The 19,187-nt window shown below is 43.2% G+C and carries 23 protein-coding genes; 12 read left to right on the top strand and 11 right to left on the bottom strand.

What is annotated here, in order from left to right; genetic code table 11:
• Positions 1-41: 41 nt before the first annotated feature.
• The 5 genes from QEP06_RS04860 to QEP06_RS04840 all read right to left on the bottom strand — a co-directional run bounded on the left by QEP06_RS04860 (position 42) and on the right by QEP06_RS04840 (position 3,573).
• Positions 42-275, bottom strand: a complete 234-nt coding sequence (locus QEP06_RS04860) for a hypothetical protein (protein ID WP_251834171.1) — start codon at positions 273-275, stop codon at positions 42-44.
• Between the two features lie 136 nt (positions 276-411).
• A complete protein-coding gene (locus QEP06_RS04855; RefSeq protein ID WP_251834170.1) occupies positions 412-648 on the bottom strand; it encodes a hypothetical protein in 237 nt (78 codons plus the stop codon).
• Between the two features lie 79 nt (positions 649-727).
• Complete coding sequence (locus QEP06_RS04850; protein ID WP_285269304.1) at positions 728-1,225, bottom strand: GNAT family N-acetyltransferase; 498 nt, start codon at positions 1,223-1,225, stop codon at positions 728-730.
• Positions 1,226-1,230: 5 nt separating this feature from the next.
• Positions 1,231-2,436: a metallophosphoesterase gene (locus QEP06_RS04845; RefSeq protein ID WP_285269303.1), complete on the bottom strand. Its 1,206-nt coding sequence runs from the start codon at positions 2,434-2,436 to the stop codon at positions 1,231-1,233.
• 69 nt (positions 2,437-2,505) lie between these two features.
• The gene (locus QEP06_RS04840) at positions 2,506-3,573 is read right to left on the bottom strand and encodes a 3-oxoacyl-ACP synthase III family protein (RefSeq protein WP_285269302.1); all 1,068 of its coding nucleotides are present in this window, start codon (positions 3,571-3,573) and stop codon (positions 2,506-2,508) included.
• Positions 3,574-3,674: 101 nt separating this feature from the next.
• Here QEP06_RS04840 and QEP06_RS04835 point away from each other — a divergent pair, with 101 nt between their 5' ends.
• The 8 genes from QEP06_RS04835 to QEP06_RS04800 all read left to right on the top strand — a co-directional run bounded on the left by QEP06_RS04835 (position 3,675) and on the right by QEP06_RS04800 (position 9,411).
• Positions 3,675-4,244 (top strand): hypothetical protein, encoded by a 570-nt coding sequence (locus QEP06_RS04835; RefSeq protein WP_251834166.1) that lies wholly within the window; start codon positions 3,675-3,677, stop codon positions 4,242-4,244.
• Positions 4,245-4,254: 10 nt separating this feature from the next.
• Positions 4,255-4,974, top strand: a complete 720-nt coding sequence (gene ubiE, locus QEP06_RS04830; protein WP_425256182.1) for a bifunctional demethylmenaquinone methyltransferase/2-methoxy-6-polyprenyl-1,4-benzoquinol methylase UbiE — start codon at positions 4,255-4,257, stop codon at positions 4,972-4,974.
• 1 nt (position 4,975) lies between these two features.
• Positions 4,976-5,761: a type IX secretion/gliding motility protein PorT/SprT gene (porT, locus tag QEP06_RS04825; RefSeq protein ID WP_285269301.1), complete on the top strand. Its 786-nt coding sequence runs from the start codon at positions 4,976-4,978 to the stop codon at positions 5,759-5,761.
• 137 nt (positions 5,762-5,898) lie between these two features.
• Entirely contained in the window at positions 5,899-6,201 is a 303-nt protein-coding gene (locus QEP06_RS04820; protein ID WP_251834164.1) for a hypothetical protein, read from the top strand.
• A complete protein-coding gene (locus tag QEP06_RS04815) occupies positions 6,202-6,489 on the top strand; it encodes a cell division protein ZapA (protein WP_285269300.1) in 288 nt (95 codons plus the stop codon).
• Positions 6,490-6,746: 257 nt separating this feature from the next.
• Positions 6,747-8,315: a ribonuclease Y gene (gene rny / locus QEP06_RS04810; protein ID WP_285269299.1), complete on the top strand. Its 1,569-nt coding sequence runs from the start codon at positions 6,747-6,749 to the stop codon at positions 8,313-8,315.
• Between the two features lie 141 nt (positions 8,316-8,456).
• Positions 8,457-8,816, top strand: coding sequence for an arsenate reductase family protein (locus tag QEP06_RS04805; RefSeq protein WP_251834161.1), 360 nt, complete (start codon positions 8,457-8,459; stop codon positions 8,814-8,816).
• 166 nt (positions 8,817-8,982) lie between these two features.
• Positions 8,983-9,411 carry an Hsp20/alpha crystallin family protein gene (locus QEP06_RS04800; RefSeq protein ID WP_285269298.1) on the top strand — a complete coding sequence of 143 codons (429 nt, stop codon included), beginning with the start codon at positions 8,983-8,985 and terminating at the stop codon, positions 9,409-9,411.
• A 76-nt stretch (positions 9,412-9,487) separates the two neighbouring features.
• Here QEP06_RS04800 and gcvT read toward each other — a convergent pair whose 3' ends face one another.
• The gene (gene gcvT, locus QEP06_RS04795) at positions 9,488-10,567 is read right to left on the bottom strand and encodes a glycine cleavage system aminomethyltransferase GcvT (protein WP_285269297.1); all 1,080 of its coding nucleotides are present in this window, start codon (positions 10,565-10,567) and stop codon (positions 9,488-9,490) included.
• A 168-nt stretch (positions 10,568-10,735) separates the two neighbouring features.
• On the bottom strand, positions 10,736-11,245 hold the full coding sequence (gene idi, locus QEP06_RS04790) for an isopentenyl-diphosphate Delta-isomerase (RefSeq protein ID WP_285269296.1): 510 nt from the start codon (positions 11,243-11,245) through the stop codon (positions 10,736-10,738).
• A gap of 140 nt (positions 11,246-11,385) precedes the next feature.
• On the opposite strand from idi, the gene QEP06_RS04785 reads away from it, so the two are divergent.
• Both QEP06_RS04785 and QEP06_RS04780 read left to right on the top strand, forming a co-directional pair.
• A complete protein-coding gene (locus QEP06_RS04785) occupies positions 11,386-11,787 on the top strand; it encodes an LNS2 domain-containing protein (RefSeq protein ID WP_285269295.1) in 402 nt (133 codons plus the stop codon).
• A 9-nt stretch (positions 11,788-11,796) separates the two neighbouring features.
• Positions 11,797-12,756 carry a D-2-hydroxyacid dehydrogenase gene (locus QEP06_RS04780; protein ID WP_285269294.1) on the top strand — a complete coding sequence of 320 codons (960 nt, stop codon included), beginning with the start codon at positions 11,797-11,799 and terminating at the stop codon, positions 12,754-12,756.
• Positions 12,757-12,808: 52 nt separating this feature from the next.
• Here QEP06_RS04780 and mscL read toward each other — a convergent pair whose 3' ends face one another.
• Positions 12,809-13,201, bottom strand: a complete 393-nt coding sequence (mscL, locus tag QEP06_RS04775; protein ID WP_251834155.1) for a large conductance mechanosensitive channel protein MscL — start codon at positions 13,199-13,201, stop codon at positions 12,809-12,811.
• Positions 13,202-13,316: 115 nt separating this feature from the next.
• On the opposite strand from mscL, the gene QEP06_RS04770 reads away from it, so the two are divergent.
• Positions 13,317-14,834 (top strand): NAD(P)H-hydrate dehydratase, encoded by a 1,518-nt coding sequence (locus QEP06_RS04770; protein ID WP_285269293.1) that lies wholly within the window; start codon positions 13,317-13,319, stop codon positions 14,832-14,834.
• A 12-nt stretch (positions 14,835-14,846) separates the two neighbouring features.
• Here the strand turns inward: QEP06_RS04770 and lgt are convergent, their stop codons facing one another.
• The gene (lgt, locus tag QEP06_RS04765) at positions 14,847-15,716 is read right to left on the bottom strand and encodes a prolipoprotein diacylglyceryl transferase (RefSeq protein ID WP_285269379.1); all 870 of its coding nucleotides are present in this window, start codon (positions 15,714-15,716) and stop codon (positions 14,847-14,849) included.
• 32 nt (positions 15,717-15,748) lie between these two features.
• Entirely contained in the window at positions 15,749-15,982 is a 234-nt protein-coding gene (gene yidD / locus QEP06_RS04760) for a membrane protein insertion efficiency factor YidD (protein WP_285269292.1), read from the bottom strand.
• 93 nt (positions 15,983-16,075) lie between these two features.
• On the opposite strand from yidD, the gene QEP06_RS04755 reads away from it, so the two are divergent.
• A complete protein-coding gene (locus tag QEP06_RS04755; RefSeq protein WP_251834152.1) occupies positions 16,076-17,353 on the top strand; it encodes a replication-associated recombination protein A in 1,278 nt (425 codons plus the stop codon).
• A gap of 47 nt (positions 17,354-17,400) precedes the next feature.
• Here the strand turns inward: QEP06_RS04755 and QEP06_RS04750 are convergent, their stop codons facing one another.
• A complete protein-coding gene (locus tag QEP06_RS04750; protein ID WP_251834151.1) occupies positions 17,401-19,161 on the bottom strand; it encodes a discoidin domain-containing protein in 1,761 nt (586 codons plus the stop codon).
• Positions 19,162-19,187: the final 26 nt, after the last annotated feature.

Below are 19,187 nucleotides of genomic sequence, written 5' to 3'. Positions count from 1 at the left end.
CTGTTCGGGATTTCCGTGTTAATATGAATTGGTGATCGAAATTATTCTCTGTTTCCGCCGCCTCTTGCAACCAAGGCGATGATTACGATAAGAACCAGCGCACCGATTACCCAAACCAGTGGGTTGCTCATCCACGCTGCGCCGCCTTTGTCTACATCTACATCCACATTCAGGTCGGCAGCTCCTTCCTGAGCCTTAACTAAAATGGTGGCAAAATTTGCAATGATTGCCAATGTAAAAAACTGGATTTTCGTAAGTAGGTTAGCGCGTGTCATAATTTTATTTTTTTAAATGTTATGAACTGAGATATTCTAAAAGCGTACCAAAATTGGGTGATGTGATTTTATTGAATATCTAATTTTAAATAAAAAATGCCGCAACCAAAGAGGTTACGGCCATATTTGAATTTGATTATTTTTTTCTTCCTTTAAGGATAAATACCACCGCAGTGACCAAAATCAATGCACCAACAACCAAAAGCAGCGGGTTGCTCATGAAACTTTCGGCTCCGGGACCTTTGCCCTGGTCTTCGGCTTCTACCGAGAAATCGGCGCCACGTTCCTGTGCGGTTAGCACTAGAGAAGTGAATGTAAGAAAAAGTGAAACTGCGAAAAATTTTATCTTGGTGAGTAGGTCTGTACGTATCATAGCTTTATTTTTTTATGTTATAAAGCGATACTTTCTAAAACTGTACCAAATATTTTTTCCGGGAAGATTAAAAAGGGCGTTAAAGATGGTGTTCCATCAGATAATCATCCATCACGAAACCTTTTCCGATGTCAATAACGGATTCGCCATATACTCTAAATCCCTGGGAATCGTAAATTTTCTTTGCCGGATTGTTCTTATTCACATTCAGGATGATCCGCTGGTCGCCAAAATCCGCGACTCTTGCCTTTAAAAATGAAATAAAAGCTTTTCCGAGGCCTTTCCCGATAACTTCCGGAATGAGATATAAGCGGTGAAGCTTCGTGGTATTCGGTTCATAATGCAGTTCATATCCCATAAATCCAACCGCGTTTCCTTCGAAAATAATAATGTAATATTGATATTCTAAGGTTTGAAGTTGGTTGATAAGTTCTGATTCTGAATACATCTCAGCAAGCATATAATCGATCTGTTCCGCAGAAAGGATCTCGCGGTATGCGCTGCGCCAGGATCTTTCCGCGAGATACTGAATCAGTGCCACTTCTTTTTCGCTTGCTTTTTGAAATATAATATCCATGCTGATTATTGAAGTTCAAACAGTGTGATCTCAGGCTCTATACCCACGCGACCCGGAAAACCGATAACGCCGAAACCGCGGTTTACATAAAGATATTTGCCCTCACTTTCATACAGGTCCGCCCATTTTTTGTAGCGGTACTGAACCGGTGACCAGCGCACATTCTTCAGGTCGAGTCCGAATTGCATGCCGTGTGTGTGGCCAGAAAGCGTCAACTGTACATTGGCCGGATGTTTTTTCACAATTTCATCAAAATGCGTCGGATCATGGCTCATCAGGATCTTCACAGCTGAAACTGGGATTCCCGCCACGGCTTTATTGAGGTCGCCATATTGCGGAAAAGGCTTTATTCCCCAGTTCTCAACGCCCAAAAGATAGATTTTTTCCTCTCCACGCTGAATTACGCGGTTTTCGTTTCTTAAAAGTTCAAAACCTGCCTGCTGCTGAAGTTCGGTAAGAAATGGAATGTTACGGTCTTTATCGGCCTGGGTGCGCCATTTTGCGTAATCGCCGTAATCGTGGTTTCCGAGCACGGAGAATTTGCCGTCTTTGGCTTTTATTTCAGCAAACATTTTTACGAAAGGCTCAAATTCCTGTGCATAATTATTCACCATATCGCCCGTAAACAAGACCATATCTGCGTTTTGCGCTTTTATCAGATCGATCGCAGGCTGGAGTTTGGCGGGATTAAAGAAACTTCCCGCGTGAATATCGGAAATTTGGATAATCTTATAGCCTTTAAAAACATCCGGTAAACCTGGAATTTTCAGTTTTACTTTCCGCACGCGGTGCCGGTATTTGCCGAACGCAATACCATCAATGATCAGTGCCGAAAAAACGCCCGCGATCGCCAGTCCCGTTAAACTCATGAACTTTCGGCGTTCAGGATAATAAGTCTCCGGCTGTGCAAAGAAGGTAAACAGGTACCTGAAAAACCGCGAAATATCTTCTATGAATAGAAAGAAAACCACGAAAAGTTTCGGCAATATAAATATTAAGAAGAGCGAAGCGACGATCTGTACGCGGTGATGATCACGGTCTTCCCGCCGAAAGCTCATCACTTCAAAAATGAAGTACGCGTAGGTAAGAATTGTGATGATCCAATATGCGGTGCGCAGCCAGGGATTCGAAACCACTGTTCGGAATGCCTGATATACGTAAAACTCCAGCAAAAATGTGATGCCGGTGATGATGAGGATGTTTTTCTGCATTTGTCTTCATTAAAAAAGCACAAACTGAAATGGTTTTGTGCTTTTATTTCTTAAAAACTTAAATCTTAATTAGGGAAACCTGTACACCAGCGCGTTGATGTTCATTCCCGCGCCTACAGACGCAAAGACGATCGTTCCTTTTTCTTTGAATGAATGTCCTTTCATCTCACCTTTGATGATGAGGTCAAACATGGTAGGAATGGTCGCAACTGATGAATTTCCTAACTGTTGGATGGTCATCGGCGCAATCGAGTGATCATAGTTAGTGATGCCGTATAGTTTAAAAAGTCTAGAAATCATCGCATAATCCATCTTCGCGTTGGCCTGATGAATCAGGATCTTATCGATATCTTCAATGCTAAGCCCAGCCTGGTCAATGGTTTCTTTTATGGCAATCGGAACATTTTTCAGCGCATATTCGTAAATTTTACGGCCATGCATCCTGATGTAGAGTGGTTTACGGTCTTCGTCCTGTTTCAGAGAAGGTGCATTTTCCAGATACTGAAGTTCAGAATCGTTATCACAAAGTGTTGAATCAGCGATAATCCCGACATTTTCGTCGTCTGTTGCTTTTACCACCACAGCGCCGGCGCCGTCTGCAAAAATCATCTTGTTACGGTCATAGGCGTCAGTTACACGGCTTAGCGTTTCAGACCCTATTACTAGGATAAGTTTGGCTTTTTTAGCTTTGATAAGTGTATCCGCCATGATCATTGCTTCTACCCAGCCCGGGCAACCGAAGATCATATCGTAATTTACACATTTGCGGTTTCTGATGCCCAGTTTGTTTTTCACACGGGCAGACATTGAAGGCATAAAATTCGTCATGCCATTTTTGTCAACTTCGCCAAAGTTGCTGGCGTAGATAATGTAATCCAGTTCTTCCTGATCAATTCCCGCGTCATAAATGGCCTCTTTGGCCGCGCGGAAACCGAGGTCTGAATTAAACTCATCATCTTCCAGATAACGGCGGTCTTCAATCTCGGTGATTTCTACAAACTTCTGGATGATTTCTTCTACCGGTTTGTCTATTTTATCGCCTTCATCCGTATAAAAAACGGAATCCATAAAATGGTCGCGCCCGATAATTTTTGTTGGAATATAACTTCCGGAGCCTATAATGATAGTGTTCGGCATTTTTTAAATTGAAAAATTTAAAGCAAAGTTAATGATTAATATTGTATCATCAAGAAGCAAAATTATTATTAAATTTGCTCGGGATTACTACAAAATTAAATATGAAAATAAGTGCATCTACAAAGGGTTTGATCATCGCGGTTCTCACCGTATTATTCGCCTTCGGTGTTTATTTTCTTTTTTTGGCGAAACGCAACTACTACCTTGTAGATAATCCGACGGACAATACCTATTATTTCATTCTGAATAATGGCCGCGAGAACACCATTACCGCCGGCCAAAACTTTAAGGTTGATCTTAAAAAAGGCCGGAACCATGTAAAGGTTCTTGATGACAAGCGGAATTTGCTGTATGATTCGGCATTTGAGGTGAAAAAAGAACGCGGATTACTGAACATTGCACATGAGGATTATTATATCAATGAGCAGTTTTATGGTTATGGACTTAATAAAGATTCCCTTATAGCTGCCCGAAAAGCCACTGTCATCGACAATAAAAACTACCTGAACGAACCAAAACTGATGAACAGGCTTTACAGCGAAGATTTTTATTACAATGTGGATGAAGATTATGATAAAGTAATTAAAAACGTCCAGAAAATAGAATCACGTACCAAGATTTTCCGCAAAGACGACTTTCTTATTTACTATAAAGAGTACTATAATTTTTAAATAAAAGATTTTGAGCCAGATAAAACCATATAATACCGAAGCCGGCAAAAAACGCGAAGTAGAGGAGATGTTTGATAACATCGCCCCGAAATACGACCTGCTCAACCATGTCCTTTCGATGAAAATCGATGTTTTATGGCGCAACACGCTTGTGAAATGGATGAATGCAGATAAGCCGAAGCTCGTGCTTGATGTTGCCACGGGAACCGGCGATCTCGCTATTGCTGTGCAAAAAGGTACCGGCGCAGAGGTCGTAGGCCTAGATCTTTCACAGCAGATGCTGAATGTAGGAATCGAAAAAATAAAAAAAGCGAATCTTACCGAAACTATTTCGATGCAGAAAGGTGATGCGGAAAACCTGCCGTTTGAAAGCAATAAATTCGATGCGGTTTGCGTTGCATTTGGAGTCCGGAATTTCGAAAACCTGGAGAAAGGTCTGGCTGAACTGAGCCGTGTGGTGCAGGAGAAAAAAAGCGTTTATATTTTGGAATTTTCGAAAGTTAAAGGCTTTCTGGGTCCGTTTTATATGTTTTATTTTAAGAATATCCTGCCGCTCATCGGGCGTCTGGTTTCCAAAGATAACCGCGCTTACACGTACCTGCCGGACTCGGTGAATGCGTTTCCGTTCGGTGAAAAGATGAAAAACATACTTTTGAACAGTGGTTTCAGTAAAGTAGAGTATAAAAAACTTAGTCTGGGCATTGCGACTATTTATAAGGCAACCAAATAATATGCGGAAAATATTTTCAAAGCTTAATGTTCTTACAGCCATTCTAGTTGCCACACTCAGCAGTGCGCAGCTTTTCCGCAATAAGGACCGGATGGACAACCTTGAAGGATTTGATAACCAAAAATTCAGCTACGGGTTTTATCTCGCTGGTAATAATTTCGATTATAAACTCGTTTTGGACCCTAAATTCGGGATGGACGGACAGAAAAATCTTGTGCAAAGCAAATCCACGTACAGTTTCGGCGCGGGCCTTATCGGTAAACTGCGCCTGAATGAAAATTTTGACCTTAGATTTGAACCCGGGCTGCAGTTTGTTGAAAGAGAACTTTATTTTGATACACAGGCTAATGACCGGTTTGCTGCAGGCACCAACTCCAACCCGCCGTTTACGCCTCGTGTTTTGAGCGATGCGGATAAACTCCGAACTATAAAATCTACCTACGTAGATCTACCATTACTTATTGAGATCCACGGTGACCGTTGGTATAATTCCCGACCTTACGCCGCGGCAGGTGTAAACTGGATGCTGAATTTGCAGTCAAATTCCAACGCAGCAGATGATAATTCGCAGGGCCTTTTCCGTTCCACTTCGAGCAATTTCGCGTGGTCAGCCGAGATCGGTATGCAGTTTTATTTCAGCAGATTCAAGCTTACACCGGGTTTCCGAGGCACCTTCATGATCAATGACGAAATGGTTCCCGACAATGCCGATACGCCACCGTATTGGACGCCGGCGATCGTAAGCGCGAAAAGCCGAGCTTTCATGTTTGTGCTGAAGTTTGAGTAAATACTCCTGACTTACTGTCGGAAGTTGAAACACAGCACTTCGCCTGTTGCTTACGCTAAGATATTCTTAAAATAAGCGTCAGTATTACCCAAAATTTCCTACTTTTGCTAACAGTTAGAATAAATTGAACCTGAAAAATGCTGAAGGACCTTGAAAATAATTTTTCGGAATTAGAGAAAAAGATTCTAAGCATTAGCAAAAGCTACAAGAGTATCAGCGAGAAGTATTCAGAACTCTCAAAAGAACATGAGGAACTGAAAAACAGATACGATGAAGAGCGGAAAAAAAATCAGGTATTGGCAGAAGAACAGAAAAATATTAAACTTTACTCAGCAATCAGCGGAAATCCAGATCACAACAGGCTGATGAAAAACCACATCAACCGTCTGATAAAGGAAGTAGACCAATGCATTGCCGAACTTCAGAATAGCGGCTTATAAATGGAAGTAAGAAGAATAACCATCAACATTGCCGGGAGAACCTACCCGCTGAATGTGCCGTCTGCGGAAGAAGAAACCCTTAGAAAAGTAGGAAAGCAGATCGAGGGTATGATTAAAGATTTTGAGCAAAACTTCGATGTAAGGGATAAACAGGATGCCTTGGCAATGTGCGCCCTTAAACTGGGGACCAACGCTGAAGTGATTGCCCTGAGCAACGAAAAAAATATGAACGCGGCCAGCGAGCGGATCCAGGAGATCAGCAAACTGCTGGACGCAGTGGAAGAGTAGATTTTTCTCTGCCCGACAACCGACTGCCTACAATAGTTCTAACACATTAAGGTAAACTCAACGCTAAACAATTACCGGACGAAAGTTCACTTGATGGCGCGCCGGCCTGCCCGGATTACAGAAAGTGAAAATCAGTTCAAATCGTGTTGATTAGGAGTTTACTCTAAATCACTGAATTATTGTAGGCTTTTTTATGCCTTATTGGCAAATTGAACCGATTTTTTTTTGAATATGAACATTATTAAAACTAAACATATATGATAACAACCATTATTGTCGGCATCGTCTGCCTCATCGGAGGTGCGTTGGCAGGGATACTTTTCTCGAAAAGTTCGCTCAATGCCAAAGCGAAATTCATCATCGATGATGCGCGCAAAAACGCCGAAAACCTTATAGAAAAAGCGAATGTGCAGGCAGAATCTGTACGCAAGGAAAAGCAGCTTCAGGCTAAGGAAAAATTCCTTGAACTGAAGTCCCAGCATGATGCTGATATCCAGGCGCGTGAGCGAAAAATGCAGGAAGCAGAAAAGCGTACAAAAGACAAAGAAAACAAGCTGAACGATGAACTGAGCAAAACCGGAAAACTGGAGAAAGAGCTTGAACGTAAAATCGCTGATTATAACAAGAAACAGGAAGTAATCGAAAGAAAACAGCAGGAACTTGACGTAGCGACTGCCCAGAAAGTTGAGATGCTAGAGAAAGTAGCCAATTATTCTGCCGAAGAAGCCAGAAACGAACTGGTGGAAGCGATGAAATCTGAAGCCAAAACCCGTGCGCAGGCTCATGTTCAAAGCATTATGGAGGAAGCCACGCTCAATGCAAAGCAGGAAGCCAAGAAAATTGTAATTCAAACAATCCAGAGAATCGGTACCGAACAGGCGATAGAAAACTCTGTGTCTGTATTTAATATTGAATCTGATGAGGTGAAAGGCCGCATCATTGGTCGGGAAGGTAGAAATATCCGTGCTTTGGAAGCTGCAACAGGTGTTGAGATCATAGTAGATGATACGCCGGAGGCGATCCTGCTTTCATGTTTCGATCCTGTAAGAAGAGAGATCGCAAGACTTTCACTCCACAGATTGGTAACTGACGGAAGAATTCACCCGGCAAGAATCGAAGAAGTTGTTGAAAAAACAAAGAAACAGATCGAGGAAGAAATCATTGAGGTTGGTAAACGTACCGTAATCGATCTTGGTGTTCACGGGCTTCATCCGGAATTGGTGAAAATTGTCGGACGAATGAAATTCCGTTCATCTTATGGCCAGAACCTTCTTCAGCACTCGCGTGAGGTAGCGAATATCGCAGCAACAATGGCGGCTGAACTTGGTTTAAATGTAAAATTAGCCAAGAGAGCAGGACTTCTGCACGATATCGGTAAAGTTCCGGAGCAGGAATCGGAACTTCCACATGCACTTCTTGGTATGCAGTGGGCAGAACGTTACGGGGAGAATGCAGAGGTTGTAAACGCAATTGGTGCGCACCACGATGAGGTGGAAATGACTTCTCTTTTGTCGCCGATCATCCAGGTGGCAGATGCTATTTCGGGAGCGAGACCGGGCGCCAGACGTCAGGTTTTAGAGTCCTACATCCAAAGACTGAAAGACCTTGAAGCTGCCGCTTTGAGTTTTGACGGTGTTTCAAGCGCCTACGCAATCCAGGCCGGACGTGAGCTTCGTGTAATGGTAGAAAGCGGCCGTGTGAATGATGACCAGTCTTCACAACTGTCTTACGACATTTCAGAAAAAATTCAGAATGAACTTACCTACCCGGGCCAGGTGCGCGTCACCGTGATCCGTGAGACAAGGTCAGTTAATATTGCGAGATAATTTTTAAGAAATCAAGATAAACTCTCTTCCCACAAGAAGGGAGTTTTTCAAATAACTGCAAATGATGATGCCCTGAAAGTTTTAACAAATCAACATTAAAAAACTTTCTTTATTTATTATTAATAAGACTATTTTTGAACTATGAAAAAAGTATTTTACTTAAGAACTTGCGATACCTGCCTGAAAATCATTAAAAAATATAACCTGAAAGATTGGGAGATGCGCGAGATTAAAATAAATCCGGTCACAGAGGAAGAACTAGATGAGATGTACAAATTGGCCGGCTCTTACGAAGCACTTTTCAGCAAAAAATCTAACCAGATCAAACTTCGCGAGATCAATCCGAAGACTTTGCAGGAAGCAGATTACCGCGAACTGATCCTGGATCATTATACTTTTCTGAAACGTCCGGTTTTCATTACAGACAAAGAAATATTCATTGGAAGCGAAAAGAAGAACCTCGATGCGCTGCGCGGATTCTTTGCTGAACTCAATGGTTAATATATGACAAATTTTCAGGTTTGAATTTTTAATTTAGCTTTTTAAAAGTCATAATGACCTGAACAGCAGTATATTTATGAAAAAATGTCCGCCAAAGTGAGCGGGCATTTTTTTTGTGTTTAAGGATGCAAATAAGTTGAAGTTTAACCTTAAAAATTTAAAAGCAATGTCTAACCTAATCAGAAGAAACAGTTTTTTCGATGATTTCATCACCAAAGATTTATTCGATTTTGCGACACCAAGATTCCAGAAGACTGACTTCACACTTCCTTCCGTAAACGTAAAAGAACATGAAGCCGGCTTCGAGATTCAGGTAGCAGCGCCGGGAATCAAGAAAGAGGATTTCAAAATCAATCTTGAAAGAAATGTGCTCACTATCTCGAGCGAAAGACAGTCTGAAAGCGAGGAAAAAGATAATAATGGGGCTTTCACACGCCGCGAGTTCAATTACAGTTCATTCTCGCGTTCTTTCACACTGCCGGAGGTTGTAGAAGCGGATAGGATAGAGGCGTCTTATGAAGACGGCATCCTGAAAATTGATGTCCCGAAAAAAGAGGTGACCATGCAGAACGTGAAAACCATCGAAATAAAATAATTAGAGTTATTGATTTTAAATGCAAAAAAAGTCGGCTGGAAGGATTTCCAGCCGACTTTTTATTTAATATGATAACTTAAACAAAAGGAAGTTTCACCACTTTCGCCGGCACGCTTTTGTTCCGGATCTTCACGAAAATATCAGTTCCAATCTTGAAATGTGGTTTATTAACATACGCCAACCCGATTCCGATATTTTTCATCGGGCTCATCGTCCCCGAAGTCACCGTTCCAATCTTGTTGCCCTCCGCATCTTCCAGTTCGTAGCCATGCCGCGGAATTGCGCGTTCCTGCATCTCAAAACCCACGAGTTTTTTGGTTACGCCTTCTTCTTTCTGTTTCGCGAATAATTCTTTATCTACAAAATCTTTGTCAAATTTCGTAATCCAGCCTAAACCGGCCTCAAGCGGCGACGTAGTATCATCGATATCATTTCCGTACAGGCAAAAACCTTTTTCCAGTCGCAGTGTGTCGCGCGAGGCAAGTCCACATGGCAAAAGACCAAACTCGGCGCCGACTTCCGTCAGTGCAATCCAAATTTTTTCGGCACTTGCATTTTCAAAGTAAATTTCGAAACCGCCACTGCCCGTGTAACCAGTGTTGGAGATCATCACATCACTCACGCCAGCCACATTGCCTTCAGTGAAATGATAATAAGGAAGCTCAGAAAGATTGGTATCCGTAAGTTTCTGCAATGTTTCAGCCGCTTTCGGACCTTGGATCGCAATCAATGACAGCTCATCGGACCTGTTCGTGAGTGTCGCGTTATATTTTTCATTGTGTTTCGTAAGGTGTTCCCAGTCTTTTTCAATGTTCGAAGCATTTACCACCACAAAATACTTTTCGTCAGCCATCTTGTAGATGATCACATCGTCCACTATGCCGCCATTTCCGTTGGGAAAGCAAGTGTACTGAGCCTTTCCGGTCTCCAGGTTGTCAACATTATTTGTAGTCACATATTGCAGCAGGTCTTTGGCCGCAGCACCTTCTACCAGAAACTGGCCCATGTGTGAAACGTCAAAAATTCCAACTTTCTCGCGCACCGCAAAGTGCTCTTCGGTCACACCGCTGTATTGCACAGGCATGTCAAATCCTGCAAAAGGAACCATCTTCGCGCCCAGCGAAACATGTTTGTCAAATAAGGCCGTTTTATTCATTGTTCAGATTTTTATATTTTTTTGGAGCCCGAAATTTTTTTCATCTCCTGAAGTCTGCGCCGGCTTTCCATTTTATCCCAGTCACCGCTTGCGCGCCGCCGGGGGATGCCATTGCAATCCGGGCTAAAAGTTCAGGCATTTTCCCCTCACCCAGAGGTTCCCGTGGTTTTACAGATGATGTTTATATTCGTTCAGGATGATTTTGAACCATTCCGTGAAGTTTTCCGGGTTGGCCGCCATCTCAGCATCCAGATTTTCCATGGTGATGTAACGTATTTCAGACACTTCTTCAGTGTTGAAATCTATTTCACCATCATATTTTCCGGTGAACACATGGTCCAGCTCATGTTCCCACAAGTCCTGGCCGACGTCCGCTTTATACGTAAAATGGAATTTTTCTGTAAGTTCCGCTTCTATTCCAAGTTCTTCCTGTAACCTGCGTTTTGCGCCTTCTTTGTACGTTTCATCGATCCGCGGATGAGAACATACAGCGTTGGTCCACTGACCCGGCGAATGATATTTTCCGTCAGCCCGCTTCTGTAACAGCATTTCGCCATTCTCATTAAACAAAAATACCGAAAACGCGCGGTGCAAAATACCGTTTTGGTGCGCCTGCATCTTTTCCATCACGCCTAAAACTTCGTCGTTCCTGGAAACTAAAACTACCTGTTCTTCCATCCTTACAAAATTAGGGTTTATAAAGCGGATGCTCAAATTTTAAGACCAAATCTTACCACTTGGTGCATAGCATGTTAATAAGAAATACTGCCGGTAACCAACGAAATGTTGTAATTTTGCCCCTTCCTAAAAATTTTCCGATGGAGTTAGAATACAAAGATCACCTGAGCCCAATGCTGAAAGGCCATATCAAGAATTACCTGATTGATATTGACGGTACCATTACAGACGACATTCCGAATGAAGAACCTGAACGCATGGTGACATGTGAACCTTATCCCGATGCTTTGGAAACCATCAACCGCTGGTATGATCAGGGTCACATCATTTGTTTCTTTACTTCAAGAACTGAAGATTTAAAGCAAATTACGGTAGATTGGCTCGATAAACACGGATTCAGATACCACAGCGTTCTGTGCGGGAAGCCGCGAGGTGGCAACTATCACTGGATAGATAATCATCTAGTGAAGGCAACACGCTACAAGGGAAAATTCACGGATATGGTAGAAAAGCAGGTGACAATTGAGGTATTTAAAGACTAAAGCAGAAGCATGAAGATATTAGCAAACGACGGATTAGACCGTTCAGGCGTGGAGGCGCTTACCCAAAAAGGATTTGACGTAATTACAACCAACATTCCCCAGGAATTCCTTGCAGATTTCATCAATGAACACCGAATCCGTACTCTGTTGGTGCGCAGTGCAACGACGGTGCGCAAAGAACTCATTGACGCGTGTCCTACTTTAGAGATCATCGGACGTGGCGGGGTAGGTATGGATAATATTGATGTAGATTACGCGCGCTCCAAAAATATTCACGTGATCAACACGCCAGCAGCTTCTTCGGAATCTGTTGCCGAACTTGTTTTTGCTCATTTGTTTTCAGGTGTTCGCTTTTTGCATGATTCTAACCGAAAAATGCCGCTCGTGGGCGATACAAATTTTAGCCAGCTAAAGAAATCTTATGAACGCGGTATTGAACTTCGCGGGAAGACGATCGGAATCATCGGCATGGGAAGAATTGGTCAGGAGGTTGCGAAAATCGCTTTAGGTTTGGGAATGCGCGTGATAGCTGCGGACAGTAATGTAGGCCGCGCAAGCATTAAGCTTACTTTTTACAACAACCAGTTTATCAATGTAGATATCGAAACAGAGCCGCTTGACGGTGTACTGCAGCACGCAGATTTTATCACACTTCACGTTCCTTCACAGGAAAATGGTTACGTGATTGGTGAACGTGAAATTGCGCTGATGAAAGACGGCGCAGCGATTATCAATTGCTCGCGGGGTGGTGTGATTGATGAAGAAGCTTTAGTTTCCGCGCTGGATGCGGGAAAAATTTCATTTGCAGGACTCGATGTGTTCGCCAATGAACCTGTGCCGGCAAAAAATATCTTAAGTCATCCTAAAATATCACTTACGCCACACACCGGTGCCTCTACGCTCGAGGCGCAGGACAGGATAGGTCTGTCACTCGCTGCCCAGATTTGCAGCATCCTTCAGATACAGTAAAATAAAAGCCCATTCCGGTCAGGAGTGGGCTTATCTTTTCATTTTTTAAATATTACAAACCGGAATTTCTGTTTCTCAAGAGGTCGCGGATCTCCATGAGCAATTCCTGATCTTTTGTAATTGTTGTTGCCACTTCCTCATCTGTTTCGGCCGGTTTCACCACTTTGTTGGCAATTTTAATCAACCAGAAAAGTACAAGTGCGATACATAAAAAGCTAATGACTGCAGACAGGAAATTTCCGTAAGTTACGCCGTGCCAACTGAGTTGCGCGATGTTTTTAGCACCTACTGCATCCAAAGCGGGATTCAACAGCAGCGGGGTAATGACATCTTCTACCAGTGAAGAAACAATTTTGCCAAATGCTGCGCCAATGATCACACCCACCGCCAGATCAATCACATTACCTTTAAAAGCAAAGGTCTTAAACTCCTGGATAAATTTCATAATCTTAGTTTTTTAGTCCTATAAATGTAACAAAATATTGCGTCACAAAAATATAATCATATTAAAATTGTCGCACGTCTAATATTTTTATACTTTTATTTTAAACTAACAACTGATGAAAATTTTTAGCTCCTCCCAAATCCGGAAGGCAGATGCCTATACTATTGCGCATGAACCTGTCACCGAACTTAAATTAATGGAACGCGCCGCTGAGGCGTGCGCAAAATGGCTGGAGGACAAGATTCCGAGGGAAACTGTTTTTTACATCTTCTGTGGGTCCGGAAACAACGGCGGCGATGGACTTGCGCTTGCGCGTCTTCTTTGTCACAACGGTTTATCAACCCACGTTTTCGTTGATGAAAGTAATGAACAAGGGTCTGAGGCCCGCTCCGTCAATTTTCAGCGGCTCGCGGAGCATCCCGAAATCACCGTTTATCAGTTGGAAGAGGCACTCGGATTTGCTTTTGAGGCAAATTCAGTACTGGTCGATGCGTTGTTCGGTACTGGCCTGAACCGTGAGATTGATGGGAAATACGCCGAGTTATTTAAATTTCTAAATGAACTTCCGCTCCGCCGTATCTCAATTGATTTGCCGTCAGGCCTGTTTGCAGACCGATTGATTAAGGAAAATGCCACGGTTTTCGCAGCGCACGATACGCTGAGTTTCCAATTTTGGAAGCAATCTTTCCTGCATCCTGAGACTGGCACTTTCTGCGGAAATGTCCACATCCTTGATATCGGTTTACACAAAAATTTTATTGGGTCGGAGCCATCAAACCAATTCGTGGCTGATGATAAGGTTATATTTGAATTGTATAAACCGCGATCGCCATTTACACACAAAGGAAAGTTGGGTAAAACCAGAATTATCGCCGGAAGCTACGGAAAGATGGGTGCCGCAGTGCTCGCTGTGCAGGCCGCGGTACATTGCGGAAGCGGCTTGACTGTGATTGAAGCACCGGAATGCGGGAATGAGATTCTGCAGACCTCCTGTCCCGAAGCAATGTTTGAGCTTAATGGTGACCAATATGCGACGGCTTTCCTGATAAATGAGAATGAAAGTGTAGGAGTTGGTCCAGGACTGGGTACGAATCCCGACACAGCCAAAGCTTTCCTGAAGTTTTTGCAGGATTGCACCCAACCAATGGTTATAGACGCAGATGCATTAAATATCATCGCATCAAACCCGGATTCCTTAAAAATGATTCCAAAAGATTCAATACTCACACCGCATCCGAAAGAATTCGAAAGGCTGTTTGGCTCCACTGCAAATTCTTATGAAAGGGTAGATTTAGCCCAAAAAATGGCGGCAGAACTCGGTGTCACTATTGTCTTAAAGGATCATTTCACCCAAATTTGTTTGCCTGATGGTTCAGTTTATTATAATACCACTGGAAACGCAGGAATGGCAAAGGGCGGTAGCGGCGATGTATTACTCGGAATTATAACCTCGTTGCTCGCACAAAAATATGAGCCGGCGCACGCTGCAATCTTTGGCGTCTGGCTGCACGGCAAAGCCGGGGATTTTGCTATGCAAAAATCATCTGTGGAGGCCATGCTTCCTACAGACCTAATCTCAGAGTTAGGTTCGGTATTTAAATGTTTAAGTGAAAAGAAAGGGCAAATTCACTAAATGATTCCTGCACTATTCCGGTTTTTCGTTCTCCGCTTCGGTAATGCGGTTGTTTTTAGAATACCACATAATGAAGAATCCGGCTAACATGAATGGCAACGAAAGTATCTGTCCCGTATTCAGACCGGCAAATTGAATGAATTCATCGCCCTGCGGCTCTTTCAGGAACTCAACGAAGAAACGTACTGCCCACAGGATAATGAAGAAGAGCCCAAAAAGCCAGCCTTGCTGATATTTCCTGTTTGTGTATCTGTACAGAACCCAAAGCAAGATAAAAAGTAAGAAATAGCCGGCAGCCTCGAAAAGCTGTGTTGGGTAACGCGGTACGATGGCTCCATATTCGGAACTTTGCTGCGGGAAGAGGATGGCAAACGCAGATCCTTCCGGCGCAGGTTTTCCGATGATTTCAGAATTAAAAAAGTTTCCGATCCTTACGAAAGCACCTCCTAAAGCAACTACAATCCCTATTCTGTCATACACCCAGAACGGATTTTTCCTGATTACTTTGTAAGCGTAATATAATGTTGTGAAGATCAATGCGATGGTGGCTCCGTGGCTCGCAAGTCCCGCAAATCCTGTAAATTTAAGTTCAGGTTTGGTTTGAATAGGTAAAAAAACTGACCAAAAATCTTCTTTAAACAATTCTGGCTGATAAAAAATAACATGCCCTAATCTGGCACCCAGAATAGTTCCAACCAGTGTCCACGTGAAAAGTGGCTCCACATATTTAAGGTTGACATTATCAATTTTGTAGATTTTCGACATTATCACATAACCTAGACCGAATGCCAGCACAAACATGAGGCTGTAATAGTGCAGCGTGAACGGTCCTAAATTAATGCCCGTCGCGGGGTCCCAGGTAGTGTATAAAAATGTGAGCATCATTGATTATGTATTTTTAATGTTTATTTAATTTAATTTTTTGGTGGCACCGGATCGTAACCTTCGCCTCCCCACGGATGGCAGCGTGCAATACGCTTCGCACCGAGCCAAAATCCTTTTACCGGGCCGTGTATGCGCAATGCATCGAGCATATAATGCGAACAGGTGGGCTCATAGCGGCAGTTTTTTGGTAAAAGTGGAGACAGGAACCATTGGTAAAATTTGATAAGTAAAACCAGCGGAAATGTAACGATTTTATTCAGCATTGCCTTGCAAAAGTACTTAAATAGTTTAATTTTGTTTGCAGTTTGGGCCGAAAGTTGCGCCACGCCTTTACCTTTAAAATCCCGAAATTTATTTTGAATTCAAACATTCCGCTTGCCGAACAGATGAGGCCGAAGACTTTAGATGAAGTTCTCGGTCAGGAGCATTTAACCGGAAAAAACGGCACCGTACGAAAGATGCTTGAAAATGATACGCTTACGTCGCTCATTTTTTGGGGTCCACCAGGCACGGGAAAGACAACTTTAGCGGAAATCATCTCAGAGCAGAGCGGACGGAAGTTTTTCAAGCTTTCCGCCGTGTCCAGTGGGGTCAAAGATGTGCGCGAAGTGATCGATACGGCAAAACAGCAGAACTTATTTTCGGGAAAATCGCCAATTCTATTCATTGATGAGATTCACCGGTTCAACAAGTCGCAGCAGGATTCGCTGCTTCACGCAGTGGAAAAAGGTTGGATCGTATTGATAGGCGCCACAACCGAGAATCCTAGTTTCGAAGTAGTTTCGGCACTTTTATCCCGTTCGCAGGTCTATGTTTTAAAGGCTTTAAGTTTTGAAAAACTGGAAGAACTTACAGAACTTTCCCTTAATAATTACAATTCTATCCACGGCACCGATTTTAAGATAACGGAAAAAGAAGCGTTCATTCAGTACTCCGGCGGTGATGCACGCAAACTGATCAATGCGGTGGAAAATGTACTTAATAATTTTAAAAGTTTAAAAAATACAGCCATTACCAACGCCAAAGTTCTCGAAGTCTTACAGGAAAATATGGCTTTGTACGACAAAAACGGCGAGCAGCACTACGATATCATCTCGGCCTTTATCAAATCTATGCGCGGCTCTGACCCGAACGCGGCAGTTTACTGGCTCGCAAGAATGCTGGCCGGTGGCGAAGACATCAAATTCATCGCGCGGCGGATGTTGATCCTGGCATCCGAAGACATCGGACTTGCAAACCCGAACGCGTTGGCCGTTGCAAACAGTTGTTTTCAGGCGGTAAATGTGATCGGAAACCCGGAATCGAGGATTATTTTGAGTCAGACGGCGGTTTACCTTGCTGTTTCGCCCAAATCTAACTCCACTTACACCGCAATAAATGAAGCGATGGCTTTCGTGAAAAAGACCGGTAATCTTCCCGTTCCTTTGCATCTCCGCAACGCCCCAACGAAACTGATGAAGGATATGGATTATGGCAAAGATTACGCATACGCGCATTCTCACGAAGGAAACTTCGTAAATCTGGAGTTTCTTCCGGATGAAATTGCAGGTACGGCTTTCTATTCGCCCGGTAACAATTCTACAGAGAATAAGATCCGCGACGAGTTGGCCAAAAAGTGGAAAGGAAAATATTAAAAGACGCGGGCAGTATTTATATTTACTGCCCGCTTTTTTGTGACAGGTTATTCAGATTTAAAAATTTCTGAACGCTCCGAGATTCCATTATTGTTAAATGCTTCGATTTGGAAATAGTATGCATCCGTGCGGTCTGCGCCGGTGAAGAAATACTCGTTTTTGCCATTAACCATAATGCTTCCGTAGAGTTTATCGGGTGTTTTTCCGAAGTAAATTACGTATCCGTCCGCATCTGGGTTTTGCTGCCATTTCATCCAGATGCTGCGGCGTTCTCCAAATTTTTTCGGATCTGCGCGTAAGGGAACAAAGTTTTCAACCTTACCCGGCTTTTCACCACCGCCTTTACCGAACACCCGAAATCCACTGAGTGCAAATTTGCCGGTAGGCATCTTCACGTTTTCCATTTTCAAGTAGCGCGCTTTGGCTGGTTTTTCAAGTTCGATATAATCATGCGGAACGTCGGTGGTGTTTTTACTTTTATCGATTAAAACCTTCCATTTTTTGCCGTCATCAGAACTCAAAACACGGTACTGATGCATTTTGCCAAGTGTTTTACCTTTAAATTCTGCATCCTGATCTGCGTAATTGATTTGGATCGCATTAATGGTTGAGATTTCACCCAGATCGGTTAGGAACCATTCATTTGCGCCCGCAGATTTGGCTGACCAGTACGTTTTGATGTCTTCATCCACGGCATAATTGGGTAAATATCCGCCAAGTGTTGATGAAACCTGAACGGGTTTATTGTAGTTCAGTAACATCCAGCCCGGAAATAGACCTTTCGTAAAATCTTTGCCCTGCGCGTACTGCGGCAGCAATGTAGGGTAGTCGCCGTACGCGGTGTTTGCGTACATCACGTCATCTTTATCAAAACCGGCCGGCCAGATACCGAGCCTGCGTTCAAAGTTGTTTTTTGTTGAAATGAAAATGGTAGAAACATGCCAGTAGTTGCCGAAGTTATCCTGAAAAGTCGCGCCGTGGCCCGCACCGCGTGCAAAACCGCCGGGTTTATAGGAGAACGGATTGTGCTGCTGGTATTCGTAACCTTCAAGCGGATTTTTAGATACGTAAACTCCGTCTGCATACCCGCTGAATTCGGTGGCGGGCGCGCCGTACTGCATGTAATATTTACCGTTGTGTTTTGTTACCCAGGCGCCTTCCACAAAAGGTTGCAGGAAAACATTGTCATTGTATTCGCCAAATCTTTCCCATCCGTGATCTTCTGGTTTCAGCTTTATAATAGGCTTTACAAATCCTTCAGACTGCAGGGTTTTCATCTTGACTTCTGTGCCAAGCAGTGGCCACTCATTGCTCGAACCCCAGTAAAGAAACAGTTTATTGGTGTCTTCATCGTAGTGAAAAGCCGGGTCCCAGGCGCCCACTTTCAGCGTATCTACCGCAATTTCCCATTTGTTGTTGACCGGATCTGTTGATTTCCATATCGGAAAATCTGATTCCCAGGTAGAGCCGTAAACGTAAAGCGTATCCTTCATTGCCCAGGCCGCGGGCGCGTTCAGGTCGTGGATATATTTATCGTCGCGCAGGAACTTCCGCGATACAAATTTCCAGTCGAGCATATTATCGCTGTGCCAGTAACCTTCCTGATTAGTGGAAAACAGATAGAGTTTTTTCTTAAAATTCACGATTACAGGATCCGCTGTAGCGCGGTGTTTCCCCTGTTTTGAAAATACGTCAAAAGGTGTGTAGCCGTAATCGATGTTGATCGGGTTGCAATAGGTTTTCTGCTGTGCAGCTCCGAATGTCATTAAAAACATTAAAATAAAAGAAAGCGCAATTCTGGAATTCATAATTAAGAATTTGGGTACAGTAAAGT

Source organism: Kaistella rhinocerotis (assembly GCF_030243905.1).
Taxonomy (GTDB): Bacteria; Bacteroidota; Bacteroidia; order Flavobacteriales; family Weeksellaceae; genus Kaistella; species Kaistella rhinocerotis.
Note: the sequence above shows the minus strand (reverse complement) of the source record. Positions and strands in the feature narration are given on the sequence as shown.

Coding starts and splice junctions, on each gene's coding strand:
- QEP06_RS04860 (WP_251834171.1), bottom strand. CDS start 275: ATGACACGCGCTAACCTACTTACGAAAATCCAGTTTTTTACATTGGCA.
- QEP06_RS04855 (WP_251834170.1), bottom strand. CDS start 648: ATGATACGTACAGACCTACTCACCAAGATAAAATTTTTCGCAGTTTCA.
- QEP06_RS04850 (WP_285269304.1), bottom strand. CDS start 1,225: ATGGATATTATATTTCAAAAAGCAAGCGAAAAAGAAGTGGCACTGATT.
- QEP06_RS04845 (WP_285269303.1), bottom strand. CDS start 2,436: ATGCAGAAAAACATCCTCATCATCACCGGCATCACATTTTTGCTGGAG.
- QEP06_RS04840 (WP_285269302.1), bottom strand. CDS start 3,573: ATGCCGAACACTATCATTATAGGCTCCGGAAGTTATATTCCAACAAAA.
- QEP06_RS04835 (WP_251834166.1), top strand. CDS start 3,675: ATGAAAATAAGTGCATCTACAAAGGGTTTGATCATCGCGGTTCTCACC.
- porT (WP_285269301.1), top strand. CDS start 4,976: ATGCGGAAAATATTTTCAAAGCTTAATGTTCTTACAGCCATTCTAGTT.
- QEP06_RS04820 (WP_251834164.1), top strand. CDS start 5,899: ATGCTGAAGGACCTTGAAAATAATTTTTCGGAATTAGAGAAAAAGATT.
- QEP06_RS04815 (WP_285269300.1), top strand. CDS start 6,202: ATGGAAGTAAGAAGAATAACCATCAACATTGCCGGGAGAACCTACCCG.
- rny (WP_285269299.1), top strand. CDS start 6,747: ATGATAACAACCATTATTGTCGGCATCGTCTGCCTCATCGGAGGTGCG.
- QEP06_RS04805 (WP_251834161.1), top strand. CDS start 8,457: ATGAAAAAAGTATTTTACTTAAGAACTTGCGATACCTGCCTGAAAATC.
- QEP06_RS04800 (WP_285269298.1), top strand. CDS start 8,983: ATGTCTAACCTAATCAGAAGAAACAGTTTTTTCGATGATTTCATCACC.
- gcvT (WP_285269297.1), bottom strand. CDS start 10,567: ATGAATAAAACGGCCTTATTTGACAAACATGTTTCGCTGGGCGCGAAG.
- idi (WP_285269296.1), bottom strand. CDS start 11,245: ATGGAAGAACAGGTAGTTTTAGTTTCCAGGAACGACGAAGTTTTAGGC.
- QEP06_RS04785 (WP_285269295.1), top strand. CDS start 11,386: ATGGAGTTAGAATACAAAGATCACCTGAGCCCAATGCTGAAAGGCCAT.
- QEP06_RS04780 (WP_285269294.1), top strand. CDS start 11,797: ATGAAGATATTAGCAAACGACGGATTAGACCGTTCAGGCGTGGAGGCG.
- mscL (WP_251834155.1), bottom strand. CDS start 13,201: ATGAAATTTATCCAGGAGTTTAAGACCTTTGCTTTTAAAGGTAATGTG.
- QEP06_RS04770 (WP_285269293.1), top strand. CDS start 13,317: ATGAAAATTTTTAGCTCCTCCCAAATCCGGAAGGCAGATGCCTATACT.
- lgt (WP_285269379.1), bottom strand. CDS start 15,716: ATGCTCACATTTTTATACACTACCTGGGACCCCGCGACGGGCATTAAT.
- yidD (WP_285269292.1), bottom strand. CDS start 15,982: ATGCTGAATAAAATCGTTACATTTCCGCTGGTTTTACTTATCAAATTT.
- QEP06_RS04750 (WP_251834151.1), bottom strand. CDS start 19,161: ATGAATTCCAGAATTGCGCTTTCTTTTATTTTAATGTTTTTAATGACA.